The following is a 23104-nucleotide window of genomic DNA, read 5'->3' on the forward strand; positions in this document are numbered from 1 at the left end:
CCTTGGCGAGGGCTGCCTGAGCCGTTATGACCCCGATGAGCTGACTCCGGAGACGGGCACCGACTTCGACGGCGCCGCGCAGCTGTGGCGTGAGCTGCATCCGGTGAGTGACGAGCAGCCCGGCCCCGCCTCTGAAAACGCGGGCTGAACCCTCAACCAGCCGATCTTGGTGACCGGGTCGCGTCCTTGCTCCAGCAGGCGTCCGAGCAGATTCAGCCAGTAACGCCGAGACGACGGGTGACGCATGTCTTCAGGGTGCAGACCCAGCCGGATCACCGGTGCGTCTTGCAGTTGGTGTTCCCGCATCGCGCTGTACATCGTTGACACGCCGCGTCGCCAGGCGCTGCGCGAACTCCACACGATGCCCGGAGCACGAATCGGCAAAAAGTCCGGCAGTCGGTAGAAATGACCCACGTCGCTGGTGTAGCTCAGCGGCAGTTGACGCAAGGCCCGGCGAGTCCCTTCACTCATCAGCCAGGCGGGGGCAACAAAACCGTGCAGCGGCCAGCCCAGTCGGGTGAACAGCTCGATACCGGCCTCCAGTCGGGCCAGTGCCTGTGGTTCGGTGAGTGTGTAGAACTCGCCTTCCCAGGTATAGATGCGACGCATGAAGTAATCCCGCAGGCTCCGTGGTGCGGGTCCGTCATCGCAGTGGTAATAACCGTGCAGTGCCAATTCATCGCCGCGCCAGAGCCGAGCCTGCAAAAGGTCTTGGAACGCAGTGGCGGTCCGCATAGGGTCGCATCCGTGAAAGTCCGGCACCACCAGCCAGGTGATGGGCACCTTTCCCAGCGCGTCGACCGCCGCGACAAAAGGTTCGTAGGCCGGCCAGGTCTTGGGCGCCACATCGTGCAGGACCAGCATCAAGCGACGCATCGTTTGTTCAGCCATGTGCCAGTTCCGGCAGCCGACGCCCCAGGACCGCGTGGTAGTGATTCAGCAGTCCGGCCACCACTACGTCCCAACTGCAACGGGTTTCAACGTAGCGACGGGCGCTGCGGCCTTTGTCTCGCACGTCTTGAGCAAAGAGCTGGCGTACGGCGCAGGCCATTGACCTGGCGTCATTGGCTTCGCACAACAGCCCGCATTCCTGGGGCACGATCTCTGTGAATGCTCCGGCCGCCACGGCAACCACCGGGATGCCGCTGGCCATCGCTTCGAGTATCACCAGCCCGAAAGTCTCTTGGTCGCCGGCATGCACCAATGCGTCCGCGCTGGCGAGCAGGCGTGCCAGCTGCGGGGTCTTGCAGAACTGTCCGATGATCGAGACGTTGTCGGGTACCTGGCTGGGCATGTGCGAGCCCACCAGCAGCAGGTGATAGCGCGGGCCGAGTTTCTTCATGCACTGCAGCAGGATCGGCAGGTTCTTCTCTCTGGAACCGCGTCCGGCAAAGATCAGCAGGTGAGTATCGGGGCGCAGGCCCAGTTGCTGTTTGAGACGTTCGTCCCGGTGATCCGGGTGAAAGGCTTGCAGGTCGACACCCAGCGGCTGCACGTGGACATTGTCCACACCCATGCCGATCAGCTTGTCGACCATCACCTGGCTGGGCGCGAGCACCCGGTCAAAGTTGCCATACAACTTGCTGACATAAGCCTGGACGCTGGTGCCCATCCAGGTGCCGATACGGTTGCTGACCAGCAGCGGCAGGTCGGAGTGGTAGAAACCGATGACCGGCACTTCCAGTTGCCGCCGTGCATCCAGAGCGGCCCAGGCGGTCAGGTAAGGGTCACCCACTTCGATCAGATCCGGTTGCAGGCTTTGCAGCGCCGTGCGCCAGGGTGAGACACGCAGCGGAAACCGGTAGCCATTGCTGAACGGCAATGCCGGAGCCGGAACCTTGTAAACGCCGTCATTGTGACTGGAGCGTGCACCGGGAATCAGCAAGCTGTGGCGAACCTCGGGATTCCTGCCCAGGCGCCGGTGCTTGGCGTCCAGGTAAGTGCGTACCCCGCCGCTGGCCGGTGCGTAGAACATCGTCATGTCCGCAATGTGCACGAGAACATTCCTCCGTCGGTGGTCGTCCTTTCCTGACCTCTGACAAGGATAGTTGCTGTGGGTGAAACCACCGCCTCGCGAAGGCTCAAGCACGGGGTTGCAGGTCGGATTCGGGCGCAGACGGCAAGACAGTTCGCAAAACTGGTCAATACTTGCCGCCAGCCCTGCGAAAAACAGGCAGTAAATGACGTCAGCGAACAAGGGTGACGAAATGCACGAATCTCAGGAATTGACGCTGGGTGCGGACCTCTCCGGGCAGCCGGTTTTCCAGGCGCTGCGCCTGGCCAACCGCCACGGGTTGATTGCGGGCGCCACCGGCACGGGCAAGACGGTGACCTTGCAGCGTCTCGCGGAAGCGTTCAGTGACGCCGGGGTCACGGTATTCGCAGCCGACATCAAGGGTGACCTGTGTGGGCTGGGGGCAGCGGGCAACCCGCAGGGCAAGATTGCCGAGCGGATTGCCGGCATGCCCTGGCTGACTCATCGGCCTCAGGCTTATCCCGTGACGTTGTGGGACGTCGACGGAAAATCCGGTCATCCGCTGCGTACCACCTTGAGCGAAATGGGACCGCTGTTGCTGGGCAACCTGCTGGAGCTGACCGACAGCCAACAGGCGGCGCTCTACGCCGCGTTCAAGGTGGCGGATCAGGAAGGCCTGTTACTGCTGGACATCAAGGACTTGAAAGCGCTGCTCAACCATCTGCGCGACCATCCGCAGTTGCTGGGCGAGGACAGCGCATTGATGACGTCCGCCTCCAGCCAGGCGTTGCAGCGACGGCTGGCCGGTCTGGAACAGCAGGGCGCGGAGGCGCTGTTCGGTGAACCGGCGCTGCAGTTGGAAGATCTGCTGCAACCGGCCCGTGACGGCCGAGGGCAGATTCATCTGCTCGATGCCAGCCGTCTGGTACACGAGGCGCCGAAAGTCTACGCCACCTTTCTGCTGTGGCTGCTGGCCGAGTTGTTCGAGCAGCTGCCAGAGCGCGGCGATGCGGACAAACCGCTGTTGGCCCTGTTCTTTGACGAAGCGCATCTGTTGTTCGCCGATACCCCCAAGGCGTTGCAGGATCGGTTGGAACAAGTCGTGCGGCTGATCCGCTCCAAGGGCGTGGGTGTGTATTTCGTCACTCAGTCACCCGCTGATTTGCCGGATGACGTGCTGGCTCAGCTTGGGCTGCGCATTCAGCATGGGTTGCGGGCCTTCACGGCCAAGGAGCAGAAATCTTTGCGGGCGGTGGCGCAGGGTTTCAGACCTAACCCGGCCTTCGACACGTTGAGTGTGCTGACCGAGTTGGGTATTGGCGAAGCACTGGTGGGAACGCTGCAGGACAAAGGCACGCCGGCCATGGTGCAACGGGTGCTGATCGCGCCGCCGCAGTCGCGCATCGGCCCGCTGAATGCGGCCGAGCGTGACAGCATGATCGCGCAGTCGGCATTGCGCGGCCGTTACGACCAGGCCATCGACCGGGAGTCAGCGTATGAAAGGCTGGTGACGCGCAAGGTGGCCGAGCCCGCTGACGCAGATGCGGCCTCGCAGCCTTCGGGCGCCCAAGAGAGCTTCAGCGACAAGGCCGGGGAGTTTCTCGGTGGGCTCGCCGGGCAGGCGATGAAAAACGCCATGCGTCAGGCCGCCAACCAGTTGGGACGCCAGCTGGTTCGAGGCTTGATGGGGTCGTTGTTGGGAACGAAGAAGTCCGGACGGCGCTAGTACACCGTCCGGAGCAGGCTGGGTCAGGCCAGCGCGAGGGTGGCCAGCCAGAACAGGAAGGCCGAGAGCGCGACGGTTGCCGGCAGCGTCAGCACCCAGGCCAGCAAGATGGTGCGCACAGTGCCGCTTTGCAGCCCGCTCTTGTTGGCCACCATGGTCCCGGCCACGCCGGACGACAGGATGTGGGTGGTGGATACCGGCAGGCTGAACACGTTGGCGAGACCGATGGCACAGGCAGTGGTGATCTGTGCCGACATGCCCTGGGCATAGGTCATGCCCTGCTTGCCGATCTTCTCGCCGATGGTCAGCACCACCCGCTTCCAGCCGACCATGGTGCCGATACCCAGCGCCAGGGCAACGGCCAGGATCACCCAGAACGGTGCGTATTCGGTCGTACCGGTCAGGTCCTTGCGCAGCTTCTCCAGGTCGGATTTTTCACGGGCGCCCAGGTTAGGCAGTTTGCTGACCTTGCGTGCCGTGTCGTCCAGGCACAGCAGGTAGCGACGCACCTCGATACGCTTTTCCGACGGCAGCGAGTGGTAGTCGGTCACGCCGGTCAGGCGGTCGAGCAGGGCGTTGATGGTCGGCTCGGTCTGGTCCGGGTTGCAGGCCGCGCTCGACGGCAGGTCGCCTTTGGCGGCCTTGCCCAGCGCCAGGTATTCACCCAGCGTGGCATTGTTGCGCTGGTAGAACTGGCTCAGGTGCAGAGTGGCGTCGCGGGTGCGCTCGATCTGGTAGGTGGTGCTGTTGAGGTCCAGCACGAACTGGCTCGGCACGATGCCGATCAGCACCAGCATGATCAGGCCGATGCCTTTCTGGCCGTCGTTGGAGCCGTGCACGAAGCTTACGGCCATCGCGGAGATGACCAGCACCAGGCGGTTCCAGAACGGCGGATGTTTCTTGTCGTCCAGCTTGCGGCGCTGTTCCGGCGTCTTGTGCATCTTCGACAGCGGGCGCCACCACTTCAGAGCGACCAGGACCAGGCCCGCGACCAGGAAACCGGCCAGTGGCGAGAAAACGAGCGAAGCCGCGATGTCGATTGCCTTCTGCCAGTTGACGCCGTCGGCCAGGGGAATGTCGTTGAGCAGGGCGTTGGCCAGGCCTACGCCCAGGATCGATCCGATCAGGGTGTGGGAGCTGGAAGCTGGAATCCCGAAGTACCACGTACCCAGGTTCCAGGTGATGGCGGCGGCCAGCAGCGAGAACACCATGGCCAGGCCATGTCCGGTGTTGACGTTGATCAGCAGTTCGACGGGCAACAGGTGCACGATGGCGTACGCCACGCCGACGCCGCCCAGCAACACGCCGAGAAAGTTGAACACACCGGAAAAGAATACGGCCAGATGAGGCGGCATGGCTTTGGTGTAGATGACTGTCGCCACCGCATTCGCGGTGTCATGAAAGCCGTTGATGAACTCGAACGTGAGGACGAACGCCAGAGCGAGCAACAGGCTCACAATCACCCAAGCATCTAGCCCGCTGAATAAATCGATCATGTAGGTTTTCTGACCCGGTCTGAAGGGGGCGCGATTATGACAGAAAAAATACAGATCGACGTGCAAGCTGCTGGCCGGTGTCGCCTCAAACCAATAAAAAGACGCACGAGCCTGATGAAAAAGCGTTCCAGACTAACGCAGGACGAGAGTCCGTCCCGTCAGGCCAGTGCTGAGTCTGTAGGAGCGGGCTGACCACAAAGAGGCAGTGATAGCGCTGCATGGGCGGCGTGTGCAAATGCGTCTTCGCGGAAAAGTCCGTTCCCACAGGTCTGCGAAGAGCCCATGGATCAATGCTCTTGCTTCAGATCCTCTTCCATCTTTTGCAGCTCTTGTTTGAAGGCCTGATCGAGGATGCTGGCTTTCTTGCGCCAAGGCTTGCGTTCCGGATCCGGTTGCGCAGCGTAGGTGGTGACTTCCCCGCCGTAGACATCCTTGTAACGTTGTTCCTGGCGCTCTAGTTCCGCGCGCAGTTCATCTTTAGTCACAGTGTTACCTGATTAGTGATAGGAGTCCGGCGTTAACGCAGAGCACCGCAAAGTATGTTCACTCGTAGGGCCATTTTCCGGATTGCAGATACTCGATCCATGCAATGCAGACAAGGGTGGAGTTTCGAACACCATTGAGGCTCGCGGCTACGGGCGCCGGGAGAAACTGCTGTCGTAGCGACATGTTTTTGGGCTGCAGCTTCAAGGTCGTTAGAGCAGGCCTTGCCGCACTATCATCGCAGCATGCGGTACATGGCCGGATGATCGACAACCGCGCCCGTGCAGGCACCGGTGGATCATCTACAAGCTAAAGCTGACCGCGTGGCAGCTACTATCTCCAAGAAGTTCTGTGTCGTCAACTACAGCGAGGGCATGAATGACGCAAATTTCATGAGTCAGGTTTATTTTTCCGCGGCAGTTCCAAAGTGTGAACGACTCATGTGAGTGAAAGAACTTTCATGATGCAAATTCTGACACGGCAGGACAGAAATCTGACGACAGAAAAGTCTATGCCAAAAGGTGGGTATGCATAAGAACGCTAATCGAGTTTATGCAACGGGAGCCGGATAGAAATACGGGAGACGGGCGCTGGAATGAAAACGGCCTCGCTGTCAGGCAAGGCCGCTGCCTAGGACTTCTCAGTGGGTACCTGACCAGTATTTCCAAGAAGTCACTACGTGGCAGGGCTAAAGGTATAAGTATATTTGCGACGGGTCAATTGCGATTATCGGCCACTCGTTCGATAATCGCACAAAGTCAAGCTGCTGCGACTGCCAGGATATTGGCCAGTCCGCGCAGTACAAGGGTTGTGGCGCGATGATGAGGGTGTGGCCGTGAACGATGAACTGCGAAAATCCTTTGCCTCGCTGGCGCCGCCGATCGTGGCGTCGCCGGCCAAGCGCATCCAGGCATTGACCGGTGATCCGGACTTCATGACCTCGCTGGCCCGCGGCCTGGCTGTCATCCATGCCTTTCAGGAGCGCAAGCGGCATCTGACCATCGCCCAGATCAGCCATCGCACCGAAATCCCGCGAGCCGCCGTGCGGCGGTGCCTGCATACGCTCATCAAACTGGGGTACGCCACCACCGACGGCCGAACGTATTCGCTGCTACCCAAAGTGCTGACGCTGGGGCATGCGTATCTCTCCTCGACGCCGCTGGCGGTGTCGTCCCAACCGTACCTGGACCGCATGAGCGATCAGCTGCACGAGGCCTGCAACATGGCGACGCTGGAGGGCGATGACATTTTGTACATTGCCCGCTCTGCCACGACCCAACGGTTGATATCGGTCGACCTTTCCGTGGGCGGGCGGCTGCCGGCGTATTGCACGTCCATGGGCCGGATTCTGCTCGCGGCGCTGGATGACGTGTCCTTGCGCGAATACCTGGACCACGTCGACCTGCAACCCAAGACCAGCCGCACCATCCGGACCACCGAGGCGCTGCTCGAATGCCTTCAGCAAGTGCGTCAACAGGGCTGGTGCATCGTGGATCAGGAGCTGGAGCAAGGGCTGCGGTCGATTGCCGTTCCGGTTTATGACGCATCGGGCCAGGTACTGGCCGCGTTGAATGTCAGCACCAGCGCGGGCCGAGTCGCACGCAGTGAGCTGGAACAACGCTTTCTGCCGATCATGCTGGACGCAAGCCGTGACTTGAGTACCCAGTTGTTTACCTGAGTGTCGCCGGTGGCCTGTTTTCCACGCAGTCATGGCGTGCGCTGTACCCGTGGGAAGGAGCGGGCGGCGATCCGTCTTGCTCGTGACTGCGATAGGCCTGCCGCTATCGTCGAGCTGGACAAAACCGCCGTCGCCAGCAAGCTGCCTCCCACATTGTGGTGTTCCGTACGAATTCGCTCTTTCTGTAAGGCAAGGCGCGCCTCGATCCTGTAGGCGCTCGATAAAATCGGTTCGGTGATCGAACAGTTAGTCGATTATCGGATTGTTTGCCTTTTTCCCCAGGCATACCCTCGTTTTCATTCCGGCGCGCGTGCGCCGATCATTGAATCTGGTGGTGAGCTTGGGAGCACGTCATGGCTGAAATCCTTTCCTTGGGCGATGCGGTGAAGCGGCTGGTCAACGATGGCGACACCGTTGCGCTGGAAGGCTTTACCCATCTGATTCCTACTGCGGCGGGGCATGAAATCATTCGTCAGGGCAAGAAAGACCTGACATTGGTGCGCATGACGCCTGACCTGATCTACGACCAACTGATCGGCGCCGGCTGCGCTAAGCGGCTGATTTTCTCGTGGGGTGGCAACCCCGGCGTCGGTTCACTGCATCGCCTGCGCGATGCGGTGGAAAAACAGTGGCCCCACGCGCTGGAGATCGAAGAGCATAGCCATGCCGACCTGGCCAATGCCTACGTCGCGGGCGCGTCCGGTCTGCCGTTTGCCGTGCTCCGTGCCTACGCGGGTTCGGACCTGCCCAAGGTCAATCCGCTGATCAAGACCGTGACCTGCCCGTTCACCGCAGAGGTGCTGGCCGCCGTGCCGTCGGTTCGGCCGGATGTCACAGTGATCCACGCGCAGAAAGCCGACCGCAAGGGCAACGTGCTGCTGTGGGGCATTCTCGGGGTGCAGAAAGAGGCGGCTCTCGCAGCCAGGCGTTGCATCGTGACGGTAGAAGAGATCGTCGACGACTTGAATGCACCGATGAACGCCTGTGTATTGCCGACCTGGGCCTTGAGTGCCGTGTGCCTGGTGCCGGGCGGCGCACGTCCCTCCTATGCCCATGGCTATTACGAGCGGGATAACCGGTTCTATCAGGCCTGGGACCCGATTGCCCGAGACCGCGAGACCTTCACCGCCTGGGTGGACGAATACATTCGCGGCACCGCGGATTTCAGCGAATTTCAGCGCAAACTTGCCACTGCGGCGGAGGCCGGACAATGAGCTACAGCACCAGTGAAATGATGACCGTCGCCGCAGCCCGACGTTTGCGTAACGGGGCGGTATGTTTTGTTGGCATCGGCTTGCCATCCAAGGCTGCCAATCTGGCGCGCCTGACCTCGGCGCCGGACGTTGTGTTGATCTACGAATCCGGGCCGATTGGCGCCAAACCCAGCGTGCTGCCGCTGTCCATCGGCGACGGCGAACTGGCCGAAACCGCCGACACCGTGGTGGCGACCAGCGAGATCTTCCGTTACTGGCTGCAGGGCGGCCGGGTCGACGTGGGTTTCCTGGGCGCGGCGCAAGTCGATCGCTTCGGCAATATCAACACCACGGTGGTTGGCGACTATCTCAACCCCAAAGTGCGGCTGCCGGGTGCCGGGGGCGCGCCGGAGATTGCAGGCTCGGCGAAGTCCGTGCTGATCATCCTCAAGCAGTCGGCGCGTTCGTTCGTCGACAAGCTCGACTTCGTGACTTCAGTCGGCCACGGCGAGGGCGGTGACTCACGCAGGCGCCTTGGCCTGCCGGGTGCCGGGCCGGTCGGCATCATCACTGACCTGTGCATCATGGAACCGGAAGCCGTCAGCCACGAATTTGTGGTCACCACGCTGCACCCCGGCGTGACCCGCGAGCAGGTCATCGCCGCCACCGGCTGGAATGTCCGCTTTGCCGAAAACGTGGTGTATTCCGACCAGCCCACGGAGGTCGAACTCAACGCCCTGCGGGAACTGGAAGCGCGAACCGCTACCGCCCACGGCCAGGTTGCAGGAGAAGCCTGATGCGCGACGTATTTATCTGCGATGCGATTCGTACCCCCATCGGCCGTTTCGGCGGCGGGTTGTCCAGCGTGCGTGCCGACGACCTGGCCGCAGTGCCGATCAAGGCGCTGATGGAGCGCAATCCGTCGCTCGACTGGCAGGCTCTCGACGAGGTATTTCTCGGCTGCGCCAATCAGGCCGGTGAGGACAACCGCAACGTCGCGCGCATGGCCGCGTTGCTGGCCGGGCTGCCGGAAACCGTACCGGGCGTGACCCTGAACCGGCTTTGCGCTTCAGGCATGGATGCCATCGGCACTGCGTTCCGGGCCATTGGCTCGGGCGAAATGGAGCTGGCGATTGCCGGCGGCGTCGAGTCCATGTCTCGCGCGCCTTTCGTCATGGGCAAGGCGGATGCAGCGTTCTCGCGCACCATGAAGCTGGAGGACACCACCATTGGCTGGCGTTTCATCAACCCGCTCATGAAAGCCCGTTACGGCGTCGACTCGATGCCTGAAACCGCCGACAACGTCGCGGATGACTTCACCATTTCTCGAGCCGATCAGGACGCTTTCGCCCTGCGCAGCCAGCAACGCACCGCCGTTGCCCAGGCTGCGGGCTTTTTCGAGGAAGAGATCGTGGCGGTACATGTGCCGCACAAGAAAGGCGAAACGATCATCGACAAGGACGAACATCCTCGCGCCGACGTGAGCCTGGAAGCGCTCGCCAGCCTCAAGCCGGTAAACGGCCCGGGCAAGACCGTCACCGCCGGCAATGCCTCTGGCGTGAATGACGGTGCGGCGGCGCTGATCCTGGCGTCGGCCGATGCGGTCAGAACCCATGGCCTGACGCCCAGGGCGCGTGTGCTGGGCATGGCCAGTGCGGCTGTCGCGCCGCGGGTAATGGGGATCGGCCCGGTGCCTGCGGTCAATAAGCTGGTCGAGCGTCTTGGGCTGTCGGTGGCGGATTTCGATGTCATCGAACTCAATGAAGCATTCGCCAGTCAGGGTCTGGCAGTGCTGCGCGGGCTCGGGCTGGCGGACGACGCGCCACAGGTCAACCCCAACGGCGGCGCGATTGCGCTGGGGCATCCGCTGGGCATGAGCGGCGCGCGGCTGGTGCTCACGGCGCTGCACCAGCTTGAAAAAACCAATGGTCGACGCGCACTGGCGACCATGTGCGTAGGTGTAGGGCAGGGGCTCGCATTGGCTATCGAGCGGATCTGAAGGGCGCAGCCTGCGCAGGTTCAACCGCTCGGATCTTTGTCTGCCTCTACGCAACGGCAAAGACATGATCCAGTTGTTGTGCTTGTCATGCGGGAATGTTACTGCTTGTTTCTGGTTATCAATCTGTACGGAGTCATAATGACAATTACAACAGCACAGTCGGACTACACCGGAGAAGAGCGCAGCAAGAGAATCTTTGCCATTGTCGGCGCGTCGTCCGGCAATCTGGTCGAATGGTTCGACTTCTACATCTACGCGTTCTGTGCCATCTACTTCGCTCCGGCGTTCTTCCCTTCCGATGACCCTACGGTCCAGTTGCTGAATACGGCCGGGGTATTTGCCGCCGGATTCCTGATGCGGCCCATCGGCGGCTGGATCTTCGGGCGAGTGGCCGACAAACATGGTCGCAAGAACTCCATGCTGATTTCGGTGAGCATGATGTGCGCAGGCTCGCTGATCATCGCCTGCCTGCCGACCTACGCCTCGATCGGCGCCTGGGCGCCGGCCCTGTTGCTGATGGCCCGTCTGCTGCAAGGGCTGTCGGTGGGCGGCGAATACGGCACCACCGCGACTTACATGAGCGAAGTCGCCTTGCGCGGCAAGCGCGGGTTCTATGCCTCGTTCCAGTACGTCACCCTGATCGGCGGGCAGTTGCTGGCGGTCCTGACCGTGGTGATCCTGCAGCAGTTTCTCACCACCGAAGAGTTGCGTGACTACGGCTGGCGTATCCCGTTCGTGATCGGCGCGGCGGCAGCAGTGATTGCTTTGCTGCTGCGGCGCACCCTGAACGAAACCACCACCGCCGAATCGCGTCAGGACAAGGACGCCGGCAGCATTGCCGCGTTGTTCAAGCACCACAAGGCGGCGTTCATCACAGTGCTGGGCTACACCGCCGGCGGCTCGCTGATTTTCTACACCTTCACCACCTACATGCAGAAATACCTGGTGAACACCGGCGGCATGGAACCCAAGACCGCCAGTTTCATCATGACCGGCGCGCTGTTCCTCTACATGTGCATGCAGCCGTTCTTCGGCATGCTGGCCGACAAGATCGGTCGACGTAATTCGATGTTGTGGTTCGGTGCGCTGGGTGCGATCTGTACGGTGCCGATCCTGATGACGCTCAAGACCACCAGCAGCCCGTTCATGGCATTCGTGCTGATCACACTGGCCCTGGCCATCGTCAGTTTCTATACCTCGATCAGCGGGCTGGTGAAGGCCGAGATGTTCCCGCCGCAGGTTCGCGCGCTGGGCGTCGGCCTGGCTTACGCGGTGGGTAACGCCATTTTCGGTGGGTCTGCCGAGTTCGTGGCGCTCAAGCTCAAGGCTGGCGGCATGGAAAACGCCTTTTACTGGTACGTGACGGTGATGATGGTGGTCGCGTTCCTGTTCAGTCTGCGTTTGCCCAAACAACCGGCTTACCTGCATCACGACCTGTAATCATCCAGGCATAAAAAAACCCACCGTGAGGTGGGTTTTTTGTGCCGCTCGGATCAGAACAGCTGGACCGAAGGCTTTTCCTTGGCAATCGGCTGGTTGCCGCCGGTGTTCTCGTACCAGCCGCCGCCGAGGGCCTTGTACAGATTGACCTCGCTGGTCAGCTGGGCAAGACGGTCGGTAATCAGCGTTTGCTGGGCACTGAACAACGAGCGCTGGGCATCGAGGAACGTCAGGTTGCTGTCGATGCCGATCCGGTAGCGACGCTCCGCCAGACGATAGTAGTCCTGGTTGGCGGTCACGAAATCACGCTGCGCCTGAAGCTGGTCGTTGTAGGTGCGGCGCGAAGCCAGGCCGTCGGAGACTTCCTGGAAGGCGGTCTGAATCGCCTTCTCGTAGTTGGCGACGTTGATTTCCTTCTGGATCTTCGAGTAATCCAGACTCGCACGCAGGCTGCCGGCGTTGAAGATCGGCAGGTTGATGCTCGGCTGGAACAGCCAGGTGCCCGAACCGCCCTTGAACAGGCCGGACAGGTCGGTGCTGGCAGTGCCGGCATTGGCCGTCAGGCTGATGCTGGGAAAGAACGCAGCGCGTGCCGCGCCGATATTGGCATTGGCTGCCTGCAGTGAGTGTTCGGCTTGCAGAATGTCCGGGCGACGTTGCAGCAGGTCCGACGGCAAGCCGGGCGGCAGCTCGGTCAGCAGGTCGGCGTCCAGCTTCTGCGGGGTCGGCAGGTTGTCAGGCAAACCGGTGCCGAGCAGCAACACCAGGTTGTTCTGATCCTGGGCGACCAGACGCTGGTACTGGGCCAGACGAGCACGCGCGCTTTCCACCGACGTGCGGGTCTGGCTCAGGTCCAGTGCCGAGGCCACACCCACTTCATTGCTGCGCGTGGTCAGCCGCAAGCTTTCCTCGTAGGTTTTCAGCGTGTCCTCGGTCAGCTTCAACAGTTCCTTGTCGGCCTGCCAGGTCAGATAGGCCGTGGCGACGTTGGCCACCAAGCTGATCTGCGTGCTGCGCCGCGCTTCTTCGCTGGCGAAGTAAGTCTGCAATGCCTGCTCGCTGAGGCTGCGAACGCGACCGAACAGGTCCAGCTCGTAGGCGCTGATGCCCAGCGTGGCGGAGTAGGAACTGGTGATGCCGGACTGGCCCAACTGCGACATGTCGGCCGGCACGCGCTGCCGCGAGCCGCTGCCGTCGGCCGATACCGCCGGGAACAGGTCCGCACGCTGGATGCGGAACTGGGCGCGGTAGGCGTCGATGTTCAGTGCCGCGACCCGAAGGTCACGGTTGTTTTCCAGCGCGGTCTGGATCAGCTGTTGCAGCGCCGGGTCACGGAAGAACTGACGCCAGCCTTGTTCGGCTGCGGCCATGTTCGCCGACTCGGCCGGCGTGTACGCCGGACCTTGCGGGTATTGAGCAGCAACCGGTGCTTGCGGGCGCTCGTAATCGGGGATCAACGAACAGCCGCCGAGGATGAACGCGGTGACTGCCAGAGAGATCAGGGACTTGCTCATTGGCCAGCCTCAGTGTGTGGGGTTTCGTGCTTCTGCACCTTTTCTTTGTCCTTGCCCTTGAACAGCGAGGACACCGCGACATAGAACATAGGCACCCAGAAAATCGCCAGAACGGTGGCGGTAATCATACCGCCGATCACGCCCGTACCGATGGCGTGCTGGCTGCCTGAACCTGCACCGCTGGAAATCGCCAGCGGAACCACGCCAAGGATAAAGGCCATGGACGTCATGATGATCGGGCGCAGACGCATCCGGCAAGCTTCGACCGCTGCGTCGACCAGACTCTTGCCCTGTTCATGCAGCTCCTTGGCGAACTCGACGATCAGAATGGCGTTCTTGGCCGCCAGGCCGATGGTCGTCAACAGGCCGACCTGGAAGAACACGTCGTTGGACAGGCCGCGCAGACTGGTCGCCATCAATGCCCCGATGACGCCCAACGGCACCACCAGCATGACCGCAATCGGAATTGACCAGCTTTCATACAGCGCTGCCAGGCAGAGGAACACTACCAGCATCGACAATGCGTACAGAGCCAGCGACTGGGAACCGGCAAGGCGCTCTTCGTACGACAGACCGGTAAACGCGTAGCCGATACCGGCAGGCAGTTTCTTGGCAAGGGCTTCGACTTCGGCCATGGCCTGCCCGGAGCTGTAGCCCGGCGCCGGTGTGCCGAGGACTTCCATTGCCGCTACGCCGTTGTAACGCGACAGCTTCGGCGAGCCGTAGGTCCACTCGCCGGTAGCGATGGCCGACAGCGGAACCATGGTGCCGCTGTCATTACGCACGTACCACTTCTGCAGGTCTTCAGGGGTCATGCGGCTGAAGGCTTCACCTTGCACGTACACCTTCTTCACCCGACCGCGGTCGATGAAGTCGTTGACGTAGCTGCCACCCAGCGCGATGGACAGCGTCTGGTTGATGTTGGACAGGGTAATGCCCAGCGCACTGGCTTTCTCGTCATCCACGGTGAGCTGGTACTGCGGCTCATCGTTCAGACCGTTGGGACGCACGCCCGCCAGGATCTTGCTTTGTGCGGCCATGCCGAGGAACTGATTCCGGGCTTCCAGCAGTTTTTCATGACCTACGCCGCCCTGGTCCTGAAGGTACACGTCGAAACCGGTGGCGTTACCCAGTTCCAGTACCGAAGGCGGTACGACCGCGAACACCATCGCGTCGCGGAAACTGGCGAAGTGCGCCTGCGCTCGTTCGGCGATCTTGAATACCGTGTTCTCGGCATCACGTTCGCCCCATGGCTTGAGCATGACGAACGCCAGGCCCGAACTCTGACCACGGCCGGCGAAGTTGAAGCCGTTGACGCTGAACACCGAGTTCACGCCGGTGCCTTCACCGTTTTCCTTGTCGAGCAGGAAGTCACGCATTTCGTCGATGACTTTCTGAGTGCGCTCTGCCGAGGAACCCGCCGGAGTCTGGACCTGGGCGAAGATCACGCCCTGGTCTTCTTCGGGCAGGAACGCCGATGGGATGCGGGTGAACAGCCAGATCATGCCGGCGAAGATAATCAGGTAGACGACAAAGGCGGGCAACTTGTGGGTCACCATGCGCTTCACGCCGTTTTCGTAGCTGACGACGCTGCGGTCGAAGGTCCGGTTGAACCAGCCGAAGAAACCGCGCTTGGGTTGGCCGTGTTTTTCCGGATCGATCGGCTTGAGGATAGTGGCGCACAGCGCCGGGGTGAAGATCAGGGCGACCAGCACCGACAGGCCCATGGCCGACACGATGGTGATCGAGAACTGCTTGTAGATCACTCCTGTGGAACCGCCGAAGAACGCCATTGGCAGCAGTACCGCCGACAGCACCATGGCGATACCGATCAGCGCGCCCTGGATCTGATCCATGGACTTGCGCGTGGCCTCCTTGGGTGACAGATGCTCCTCGGCCATCACCCGTTCGACGTTCTCCACCACTACGATGGCATCGTCCACCAATAGCCCGATTGCCAGGATCATGCCGAACATGGTCAGGGTGTTGATGGTGAATCCGAAGGCCGCGAGGATGCCGAACGTACCCAGCAACACCACCGGTACGGTCATCGTGGTGATGATCGTCGCGCGCAGGTTCTGCAGGAACAGGTACATGACCAGGAACACCAGCACGATGGCTTCGATCAGGGTGTGGACCACGCCGTTGATCGATTCGGTGACCGTTGGCGTCGTGTCATACGGGTAGACGACTTTCATGCCAGGCGGGAAGAAAGGTTCGAGGTTGGCGACGGTCGCGCGAATGGCTTTGGCGGTATCCAGCGCGTTGGCGCCGGAGGCCAGCTTGATCGCCATCCCGGATGCCGGTTTGCCGTTGTACTGTGCGTCGATGCTGTAGTTCTGGCCGCCCAGGGCAACCCGAGCCACATCTTTCAGGCGAACCTGGGAACCGTCGGTGTTGACCTTGAGCAGGATGTTGCCGAACTGTTCGGCAGTCTGCAGGCGGGTCTTGCCGATGATGGTCGCGTTGAGCTGAGTGCCGGGCAGGGCCGGCAGGCCGCCCAGCTGGCCGGTTGCGATCTGCACGTTCTGTGCGGAAATCGCGGTGCTGACGTCCACGGGGGTCAGCTGGAAGTTATTGAGCTTGCCCGGGTCCAGCCAGATGCGCATCGCGTACTGCGAACCGAATACCTGGAAGTCACCGACGCCGGAGGTCCGCGCAATCGGGTCCTGTATGTTGGAAACGATGTAGTTGGACAGGTCTTCACGGGTCAGCGTGCCGTCTTCGGCCACAAGACCGATGACCAGCAGGAAGTTCTTCACCGACTTGGTTACCCGCAGGCCCTGCTGCTGCACTTCTTGCGGAAGCAGCGGGGTCGCCAGGTTCAGCTTGTTCTGAACCTGGACCTGAGCGGTATCAGGGTTGGTGCCCTGGTTGAAGGTCACGGTGATGGTCATGCTGCCGTCGGAGTTGCTGTCCGAGGACACATAACGCAGGTTGTCGATGCCGTTGAGCTGTTGCTCGATGATCTGCACCACGGTGTCCTGCACGGTCTGCGCAGAAGCGCCCGGGTAGGTCACCTGGATGTCGATGGCGGTCGGCGCAATGGCCGGATACTGGTTGATCGGCAGCTTCAGGATCGAAAGCGTACCTACCAACATGACCACCAGGGCTAAAACCCAGGCGAAAATCGGTCGGTCAATAAAGAATCTGGACATCGATTACTCACCTTTGCCGTTGGCAGCAGGGGCAGACTGGGCAGACGTGAGGTTGGTTGCTTCCTTGACCTTCACTTCAGCGCCTGGCTTGACGTACTGCAGACCTTCGGTGATCACGCGATCACCCTCGGCCAGGCCTTTCTCGATCAGCCAGTACGCACCGGCGGTGCGGTTGGCAACCAGTTGACGCTGTTCGACCTTGTTGTCCTTGTTGACCACCATGGCCGTCGGCATGCCTTTCTGATCACGGGTCACACCTTGCTGCGGCGCGAGGATGGCCTTGCTGTTGACGCCGGCCTGCAGCTTGGCGTGCACGAACATGCCCGGCAGCAGGGTGTGATCCGGGTTCGGGAACACGGCGCGCAGGGTGACGGAACCGGTGTTCTGGTCTACCGACACTTCGGAGAACTCCAGCTTGCCGTCTTGCGGATACTCGTTGCCGTCTTCGAGGGTCAGCTTGACCATCGCAGCGTTGTCGCCGGACTTCTCGAGGCGGCCGCTGGCCAGGTCGCCACGCAGCTTGAGCATTTCGGCGGACGACTGGGTGACATCGACGTAGATCGGGTCCAGCTGCTGGATGGTGGCCATCGCTTCCGTCTGGCCGCTGGTCACCAGCGCACCCTCGGTCACGCTCGAACGGCCGATACGACCAGAGATCGGTGCGAAGACGCGGGTGTAGCGCAGGTTGATCTGGGCTGTCTGCAATGCGGACTGGGCTTCCAGGGTCGAGGCCTGTGCGGTGTCGTATTCCTGGCGGCTGACGGCCTGCTCGTTGACCAGCTGCTTGTAGCGGTCAGACATCGACTTGGCCGATTGCAGCGTCGCCTTGGCGCTGTTGGCGGTCGCTTCGTAGAGCGCAGGGTCGATCTGATACAGCTGCTGTCCGGCCTTGACGTCGCCGCCTTCCTTGAACAGACGCTTGAGAATGATGCCGTTGACCTGAGGACGTACTTCAGCAACGCGGAACGCCGTGGTGCGACCCGGCAGCTCGCTGGTCAAGGTGAACGGTTGAGCTTTCAGGGTCACGACCCCGACTTCAGGGGTTTGGGCGGGCGGTGCCGCTTCTTCCTTCTTGCTGCAGCCGCTGAGCATTGAGGCCAGGGCGACGGCAGTGACCAGGACGGTAACAGCTGGCTTGAATTGCATGAAGATCCTCGGGGGCACGAGCCTGTTTACGCTTGAAAAGGGATTGTCGAACAATCTTTCGGCTAGATAAGTAGCATGCTAATGAATATACTTACATTCACGGCTGTTTGTAAACACCTCATAAAGCGATCAGCCACTATGAGGACAGTCGGTAACAGATTCGGGACAAGGCACTATAAAAGCCGCCCGGTAACCTTTGCAGGCAGCCGCAGCACCCGGCTGTCGCAAGATTTTTGAGGTTTTTATTGCCATGGTTCGTCGTACCAAAGAGGAAGCCCAGGTCACTCGTACCCAGATTCTGGAAGCTGCGGAACAGGCTTTCTATGAGCGAGGCGTTGCCCGGACGACCCTGGCGGATATCGCGACCCTGGCGGGTGTGACGCGCGGTGCGATCTATTGGCATTTCAATAACAAGGCCGATCTGGTCCAGGCCATGCTCGACAGCCTTAACGAGCCGCTCGAAGAGATGGCTCGGGCGAGCGAAAGCGAGGATGAGGAAGACCCGCTGGGCTGCATGAAAAAGCTGCTGGTTCATTTGTTTCATGAAGTTGCGCTGGACCCTAAAACCCGCCGCATCAACGAAATCCTGTTCCATAAATGCGAATTCACGGATGAGATGTGTGATTTCCGACGCCAGCGTCAGGCCAACGTCATCGAGTGCCACGACCGCATCGGCCTGGCCTTGAGCAATGCCGTGCGCCGTGGCCAGTTGCCGCCGAGGCTGGACACCGTTCGTGCCGCGATCTGTCTGTTTTCCTATATCAACGGCATCCTCGACCAATGGCTGCTGGTCCCCGAGCAGTTCTCGCTGTTCGAAGAGGCCGAACGACTGGTCGACGTCTGCATGGAAATGCTCCGCCTGAGCCCGACCTTGTTGATTCCGGAACCGGCGGCTGTGTGATCTCGGCACATATATCGTCTGACCGATCTGCTGCGCACCATCTAACCCCAATCAGTGGGTCGTTAAACAGCACTTTTACCCACTGTTTACCTTTCGTGCGGCGATACACCGCACTTGGCGCATCCTTGCAGGGTGTGCGCGTCTGTAGGAAGCGAGTAGGACATTTCTCGATACATGTAGCTGATTTCCCAAAGTAATTTCCGTGTATTGCTAGCTCGGAAAACTCCCGTCACTCTTCGCTCCTTGACCAACGACATGGGAGGGAAGGCTGCATGTTTTTGCGGGATCTTGCGCCTGGATGCCTGGCGGGACCGATAGCGACCGGCACGAGCAGCGAAATGGGCATGGACGCCCGTCCGAATCCACGGATCGATAGGGGCCGCGCCGATGCCTGAATCCCTGACCGACCCTGTACCGTTGCTCGACCGGCTTGAACGGCAGGCCAGCCAGGTCGCCGTGGATGTGTCCCAGTGTGTTCCGGTGGTGCGGCTCGGGCTTATCACCACCTTGTACTTCAAGGACGGGCACACGCCGGAAGTCAAAAAACGCGTCGAGGCCTGTTTTGCGCGCTTCTACGCCACATTCAAGCCGGTGCTCAAGTGGCAGCTATACAAGCGCATGCGGCGCCTGACACCCTCCGGTTTCGCCTCGTGCAGACGGCAGATCCTGCAAAGCCCCGCGGCTGATCAGTTCGTGTGGTCGATCGCCAGCGCCACCCAGGCCGAAGTCGCGACCCACAGTCTGTTCGTGATGAACACCTCCCTCGGCCAGGCCGACATCGATCAATCCTGCCTCAAGATGGTCTTGCCCTGGAGCTATCTCGCAGAACCTGATGGCCTCAAGAACTATGAAGCCTGGATTCGTTACCTGAGCAGCCAGGTGCATGCCGAGCATGGCTTTGGTGGACTGGCGTGTGTCCTGCCGTGTGATGGTCATCGTTATCTGCCATGGGAATATCGCCTCGCCCAGCGATACATCGGGCTGATGGTCGATCCCGGTCCGCATCTGGAAAGCCTGCGCCTGCTTGATCGCATCAAGGGTGTCAGCTGGTACACCGTGCTGGGCGACGCGTTCATCCAGCGCCTGGGCGGCAGTGACCGAATGCGCGGCGAGCTCAGCCGCCATAGCGATGTAGTGTTCCAGACCTACGAAGGCGGCTTGCTGATCCGCGCCGGCATTGCGCCGGTACTGGGCGGCGAGGGTGATGAGCCTGCGGCGGCCTATCTGGCCGTGAATCGGCTGATCCAGCCTGTTCGCCTGCAGGACACCGGTAACCTTCATCCTTATCTGGCGCCGGGCCTGGGCTTTACCGAGGAAACAACCGCGCAGTGGTATGCCCGCTTCGATGACAAGCCCGTGCCGCCAGTGGATGCCGGGCAGCCCTGTCGCAAATCCGGTTACTGGTTCAGCAGTGCCCAGGCCCGATCGCGGCGTTTTTTCGAGGAAGGGGAGATCATGCCGGCGTTCGAACACATCCGGGGCAAGCGCACCCAGTGGTTCTGGGCTGACCCGCAGGACTGACCGCGCGTCGTCATTCGCGCCCGCGCAGCAGATTATTGGGCATTGCCCAAGCCGCCGCGAGGCCGAGCAGGGAAACAGCGGCGCTGACCATCAACAGATGGCGGAACGTCATGGCCAGTTCGACGCGCAGCGACTCCAGCGCCGGGCCGCTGGCGGCATTGAGGCTGTCGAGCAGGACGCTGCCGGATGAGCCTTCGCCGCCCAGCGCAGCGGCGTCCAGCCGGCCCACGCCGGTGTGCTGCAACATCGCCAGGAGCAGCGCCGACATGATCGCAACGCCCACCGCGCCACCCAAGGAGCGGAACAGGTTGGTCGTGCTGGTGGCCACGCCCATGTCCTTGGGCGTGACAGAGTTTTGCGTGCCGACCAGCGAGGTGGGGAATTGCATGCCGGTAGCGATGCCGGTCAGGACCATGAACAGGCTCATCAGCACCAGCGAATCGGCGGGAGTGAAAGCCATGGCCAGGATCGACAGCGGCATGAGCAGCGCGCCGGTCAGGATCAGCGGTTTGTACCGGCCGGTCAGGGCCGTGCGCCGCCCGGCGAAGTAAGCGCCCATCGGCATGCCCATCGCCAGTGGCAACAAGTGCAGCGCTGCGCTGTCCGCACCGCCGCCGGTGATGGTCTGATAACGCAGCGGCATCAGCACGATCAGCGAAATGGCCTGGAAACTGGTGAAGAACACCGTACACCAGCACAGCACGGCGCTGCGGTTGGCAAACAGGTGCATGGGCAATAACGGCTCCGGCGCGCGGCGCTCGTACCAGACGAACAGCGCCAGAGTGAAAATTGCCAGGCCCAGCAGCGTCCGTACGTTGCGGTTGTCCAGGCCATGTCCCTGGCCGATCTCGGTAATGCCCAGCAGCAGCGCGGTCAGGCCGATGATCATCAGCACAGTGCCCAGATAATCGATGACCGGCTTGCGCTGCGGTATCGGCAAACCGTTCAGGGTGCGCCAGGCGATGACCAGCGCGGCGATGCCCAATGGCAGGTTGATCAGGAACACCCAGCGCCACGACAGGTATTCGGTCATCAAACCGCCCAGTACCGGCCCTGCCACGCTGGCAACGGCGTACATGCTGCTGAAATAACCCTGGTAGCGGCCACGTTCCCGGGGCGGGACGATATCGGCGATGATCGCCTGGCTCACCGACACCATCCCGCCGGCGCCGATGCCCTGGAGCACTCTGGCCAGCACCAACTGTTCCATGCTCTGCGCCCAGCCGCAGAACAGCGAGGCCAGCGTGAACAGGCCAAGGCCGAACAGCATCAACTTGCGGCGCCCGTACAGATCGCCCAGCTTGCCGTAGATCGGTACCGCGACGGTCAGCGCCACCATATAGGCGGAGATGACCCAGGCCAGCAGCTCGACATCCTTGAATTGTGCAGAAATTGCCGGCATCGAGACGGCGACGATGGTCTGGTCCAGTGCGCTGAGGAACACGGCCATCATCAAGGCGAAGAGAATGCTGCGAATAGCCGGTGGCGTTTGAGTCAGACTGGTCAAGACGGAACCTGAAGGCATTGGAGTCCGCCCGGCGCGGACGGGAAAATTCTTGCCAGTCTAGACCGATAGCCTGCTAATCGATAGGGCGGAACAGATCTGCTGCGGGACATTTTTCGCAGGAGCAGTTGTTTTACGGCGCCATGTGCCGGGTCGCGGCTAGAGGGTCATCGCAAGGCACTGAATGTGGAGTTGGCCGGGACGCAGTGGCCAATGGAGCAGAAAGCGGTCTGCGGTGCCTGACGGATCATCTCGATTCGCCACGCGCCGACTGCATAGAGTCCGATGACGGTCATCACACCCAGCACAGCCATGCATCTTCTTGTTCTGACTTTCATGATGCCCTCCACATTTCAACTACAAAGCAGTTTCAAAGGACTAATGAAAGTGTAGGACAAGCTTTCAGAGCATGCGGGAATCCATCGGAGTCTTGGCATAGAATCTACGCCTCGACTCACACACAGGTTGCAAGAACATGGCACGCAAGGAACTGAACGGCTTCGAAGTGGTTAGCGCGGTGATACCCAGCGACGGGAGCTACCGGGCCGCAGTGGCAATCAAGGCCATGGGCCAGGGCGGCGCGCCACGATTCCATGCCGTTTTGCCCGAGGAGACATTCAAGACCGCGCACGACGCCGACCTGGCCGCTGTCCGCGAACTGGAGCGACTGGTCGACGTCGATGCCGAGGGTGAGCCTGTTTGGGTACAGGCGTGATCAGGCCTGTGGCCGGAACATCTTGAACAGGTCCTGGGGCTCGATCTGGAAATAGTCGGCCGGGCCGCCGCCGCGCAGAATCGGCTGCGCAGCAGCAGTGTCATAGATGCCATCCTTGAGCAGCCACTTGGCGATATGCACCGCCACCACTTCACCCATCACCAGCCAGCTGGGCACCAGCTCGTGGTCGGCGCGTTGCAGCTGGATGATTTGCGAAACCTTGCACTCGAACGACACCGGGGTTTCCACTACCCGTGGCACCGACACGACATGTGAAGCCAGCGGGGTCAGATTCGCCAGCTCGAACTCGCTGACGTCAGAGGCGACCGGTGCGCAGCTCTGGTTCATCGCTTCGGCCAGCGAGCGGGTTGCCAGGTTCCAGACGAACTCGCCGGTCTGCTCGACGTTATTGAGGCTGTCCTTGCGACCCACGCTGCAGAACCCGATGATCGGCGGGACGTAGTTGAAGGCGTTGAAGAAGCTGTAGGGCGCCAGATTCAGCTTGCCATGTGCGTCCTGGGAAGAAATCCAGCCAATGGGGCGCGGGCCGACGATGGCATTGAACGGATCGTGAGGCAGGCCGTGGCCCTTGATGGGCTCGTAGGAGTGAATATCGTCTGACATCGCTTGATTCCTGTTAACCACTGAAAGAAGT

19 protein-coding genes are annotated in these 23104 nt (G+C 61.3%); 9 read left to right on the forward strand and 10 right to left on the reverse strand.

The features are described from left to right. Positions 1-24: 24 nt before the first annotated feature. Together EGJ27_RS13010 and EGJ27_RS13015 are read right to left on the reverse strand one after the other, a co-directional pair. Entirely contained in the window at positions 25-891 is an 867-nt protein-coding gene (locus EGJ27_RS13010) for a DUF2334 domain-containing protein (RefSeq protein ID WP_177523019.1), read from the reverse strand. Beyond that, a complete protein-coding gene (locus tag EGJ27_RS13015) occupies positions 884-1975 on the reverse strand; it encodes a glycosyltransferase family 1 protein (protein ID WP_125831494.1) in 1092 nt (363 codons plus the stop codon). Before EGJ27_RS13015 ends, EGJ27_RS13010 begins: the two co-directional genes overlap by 8 nt. 232 nt (positions 1976-2207) lie before the next feature. On the opposite strand from EGJ27_RS13015, the gene EGJ27_RS13020 reads away from it, so the two are divergent. Then, positions 2208-3701 (forward strand): helicase HerA-like domain-containing protein, encoded by a 1494-nt coding sequence (locus tag EGJ27_RS13020; protein ID WP_125831158.1) that lies wholly within the window; start codon positions 2208-2210, stop codon positions 3699-3701. A 23-nt stretch (positions 3702-3724) separates the two neighbouring features. Here the strand turns inward: EGJ27_RS13020 and EGJ27_RS13025 are convergent, their stop codons facing one another. Together EGJ27_RS13025 and EGJ27_RS13030 are read right to left on the reverse strand one after the other, a co-directional pair. Beyond that, on the reverse strand, positions 3725-5197 hold the full coding sequence (locus EGJ27_RS13025; RefSeq protein WP_125831159.1) for an inorganic phosphate transporter: 1473 nt from the start codon (positions 5195-5197) through the stop codon (positions 3725-3727). Between the two features lie 287 nt (positions 5198-5484). Then, positions 5485-5682: a hypothetical protein gene (locus EGJ27_RS13030; protein ID WP_125831160.1), complete on the reverse strand. Its 198-nt coding sequence runs from the start codon at positions 5680-5682 to the stop codon at positions 5485-5487. An 833-nt stretch (positions 5683-6515) separates the two neighbouring features. Between EGJ27_RS13030 and pcaR the strand changes: the two genes are divergently transcribed. The 5 genes from pcaR (at position 6516) to EGJ27_RS13055 (ending at position 11990) form a co-directional block, all read left to right on the forward strand. Next, positions 6516-7358 carry a pca regulon transcriptional regulator PcaR gene (pcaR, locus tag EGJ27_RS13035; protein ID WP_125831161.1) on the forward strand — a complete coding sequence of 281 codons (843 nt, stop codon included), beginning with the start codon at positions 6516-6518 and terminating at the stop codon, positions 7356-7358. A 353-nt stretch (positions 7359-7711) separates the two neighbouring features. After that, positions 7712-8572 carry a CoA transferase subunit A gene (locus EGJ27_RS13040; RefSeq protein ID WP_125831162.1) on the forward strand — a complete coding sequence of 287 codons (861 nt, stop codon included), beginning with the start codon at positions 7712-7714 and terminating at the stop codon, positions 8570-8572. Next, positions 8569-9348, forward strand: a complete 780-nt coding sequence (locus EGJ27_RS13045; RefSeq protein WP_125831163.1) for a CoA-transferase subunit beta — start codon at positions 8569-8571, stop codon at positions 9346-9348. The genes EGJ27_RS13040 and EGJ27_RS13045 overlap by 4 nt, the downstream gene beginning before the upstream one ends. Continuing rightward, complete coding sequence (pcaF, locus tag EGJ27_RS13050; RefSeq protein ID WP_177523029.1) at positions 9345-10550, forward strand: 3-oxoadipyl-CoA thiolase; 1206 nt, start codon at positions 9345-9347, stop codon at positions 10548-10550. The genes EGJ27_RS13045 and pcaF overlap by 4 nt, the downstream gene beginning before the upstream one ends. Positions 10551-10688: 138 nt before the next feature. Further along, positions 10689-11990 carry an MFS family transporter gene (locus tag EGJ27_RS13055; RefSeq protein WP_125831165.1) on the forward strand — a complete coding sequence of 434 codons (1302 nt, stop codon included), beginning with the start codon at positions 10689-10691 and terminating at the stop codon, positions 11988-11990. A gap of 53 nt (positions 11991-12043) precedes the next feature. On the opposite strand, the gene EGJ27_RS13060 is transcribed toward EGJ27_RS13055, so the two are convergent. Genes EGJ27_RS13060 through EGJ27_RS13070 form a run of 3 tightly spaced genes read right to left on the reverse strand, consistent with a single transcriptional unit; the run spans position 12044 to position 17808 of the window. Further along, positions 12044-13504 carry an AdeC/AdeK/OprM family multidrug efflux complex outer membrane factor gene (locus EGJ27_RS13060; protein WP_125831166.1) on the reverse strand — a complete coding sequence of 487 codons (1461 nt, stop codon included), beginning with the start codon at positions 13502-13504 and terminating at the stop codon, positions 12044-12046. Continuing rightward, entirely contained in the window at positions 13501-16662 is a 3162-nt protein-coding gene (locus EGJ27_RS13065) for an efflux RND transporter permease subunit (protein ID WP_125831167.1), read from the reverse strand. Before EGJ27_RS13065 ends, EGJ27_RS13060 begins: the two co-directional genes overlap by 4 nt. Before the next feature lie 3 nt (positions 16663-16665). Further along, a complete protein-coding gene (locus tag EGJ27_RS13070) occupies positions 16666-17808 on the reverse strand; it encodes an efflux RND transporter periplasmic adaptor subunit (RefSeq protein WP_125831168.1) in 1143 nt (380 codons plus the stop codon). A 250-nt stretch (positions 17809-18058) separates the two neighbouring features. Between EGJ27_RS13070 and EGJ27_RS13075 the strand changes: the two genes are divergently transcribed. Then, complete coding sequence (locus EGJ27_RS13075; protein WP_125831169.1) at positions 18059-18709, forward strand: TetR family transcriptional regulator; 651 nt, start codon at positions 18059-18061, stop codon at positions 18707-18709. A 387-nt stretch (positions 18710-19096) separates the two neighbouring features. Continuing rightward, on the forward strand, positions 19097-20230 hold the full coding sequence (locus EGJ27_RS13080; RefSeq protein WP_125831170.1) for a DUF3396 domain-containing protein: 1134 nt from the start codon (positions 19097-19099) through the stop codon (positions 20228-20230). 10 nt (positions 20231-20240) lie between these two features. Here the strand turns inward: EGJ27_RS13080 and EGJ27_RS13085 are convergent, their stop codons facing one another. Then, on the reverse strand, positions 20241-21755 hold the full coding sequence (locus EGJ27_RS13085) for an MDR family MFS transporter (RefSeq protein WP_125831171.1): 1515 nt from the start codon (positions 21753-21755) through the stop codon (positions 20241-20243). A 146-nt stretch (positions 21756-21901) separates the two neighbouring features. After that, on the reverse strand, positions 21902-22048 hold the full coding sequence (locus tag EGJ27_RS24905) for a hypothetical protein (protein WP_177523018.1): 147 nt from the start codon (positions 22046-22048) through the stop codon (positions 21902-21904). A gap of 161 nt (positions 22049-22209) precedes the next feature. Here EGJ27_RS24905 and EGJ27_RS13090 point away from each other — a divergent pair, with 161 nt between their 5' ends. After that, positions 22210-22449, forward strand: coding sequence for a hypothetical protein (locus EGJ27_RS13090; protein ID WP_125831172.1), 240 nt, complete (start codon positions 22210-22212; stop codon positions 22447-22449). On the opposite strand, the gene EGJ27_RS13095 is transcribed toward EGJ27_RS13090, so the two are convergent. Then, positions 22450-23073, reverse strand: a complete 624-nt coding sequence (locus tag EGJ27_RS13095; protein ID WP_125831173.1) for a flavin reductase family protein — start codon at positions 23071-23073, stop codon at positions 22450-22452. Between the last annotated feature and the right edge of the window lie 31 nt (positions 23074-23104).

Source organism: Pseudomonas sp. v388 (assembly GCF_003935425.1).
Taxonomy (GTDB): domain Bacteria; phylum Pseudomonadota; class Gammaproteobacteria; order Pseudomonadales; family Pseudomonadaceae; genus Aquipseudomonas.

Coding starts and splice junctions, on each gene's coding strand:
- EGJ27_RS13085 (WP_125831171.1), bottom strand. CDS start 21,755: ATGCCTTCAGGTTCCGTCTTGACCAGTCTGACTCAAACGCCACCGGCT.
- EGJ27_RS13075 (WP_125831169.1), top strand. CDS start 18,059: ATGGTTCGTCGTACCAAAGAGGAAGCCCAGGTCACTCGTACCCAGATT.
- EGJ27_RS13095 (WP_125831173.1), bottom strand. CDS start 23,073: ATGTCAGACGATATTCACTCCTACGAGCCCATCAAGGGCCACGGCCTG.
- EGJ27_RS13070 (WP_125831168.1), bottom strand. CDS start 17,808: ATGCAATTCAAGCCAGCTGTTACCGTCCTGGTCACTGCCGTCGCCCTG.
- EGJ27_RS13080 (WP_125831170.1), top strand. CDS start 19,097: ATGCCTGAATCCCTGACCGACCCTGTACCGTTGCTCGACCGGCTTGAA.
- EGJ27_RS24905 (WP_177523018.1), bottom strand. CDS start 22,048: ATGGCTGTGCTGGGTGTGATGACCGTCATCGGACTCTATGCAGTCGGC.
- EGJ27_RS13020 (WP_125831158.1), top strand. CDS start 2,208: ATGCACGAATCTCAGGAATTGACGCTGGGTGCGGACCTCTCCGGGCAG.
- EGJ27_RS13040 (WP_125831162.1), top strand. CDS start 7,712: ATGGCTGAAATCCTTTCCTTGGGCGATGCGGTGAAGCGGCTGGTCAAC.
- EGJ27_RS13090 (WP_125831172.1), top strand. CDS start 22,210: ATGGCACGCAAGGAACTGAACGGCTTCGAAGTGGTTAGCGCGGTGATA.
- EGJ27_RS13065 (WP_125831167.1), bottom strand. CDS start 16,662: ATGTCCAGATTCTTTATTGACCGACCGATTTTCGCCTGGGTTTTAGCC.
- EGJ27_RS13045 (WP_125831163.1), top strand. CDS start 8,569: ATGAGCTACAGCACCAGTGAAATGATGACCGTCGCCGCAGCCCGACGT.
- EGJ27_RS13055 (WP_125831165.1), top strand. CDS start 10,689: ATGACAATTACAACAGCACAGTCGGACTACACCGGAGAAGAGCGCAGC.
- EGJ27_RS13010 (WP_177523019.1), bottom strand. CDS start 891: ATGGCTGAACAAACGATGCGTCGCTTGATGCTGGTCCTGCACGATGTG.
- EGJ27_RS13025 (WP_125831159.1), bottom strand. CDS start 5,197: ATGATCGATTTATTCAGCGGGCTAGATGCTTGGGTGATTGTGAGCCTG.
- EGJ27_RS13015 (WP_125831494.1), bottom strand. CDS start 1,975: ATGTTCTACGCACCGGCCAGCGGCGGGGTACGCACTTACCTGGACGCC.
- EGJ27_RS13060 (WP_125831166.1), bottom strand. CDS start 13,504: ATGAGCAAGTCCCTGATCTCTCTGGCAGTCACCGCGTTCATCCTCGGC.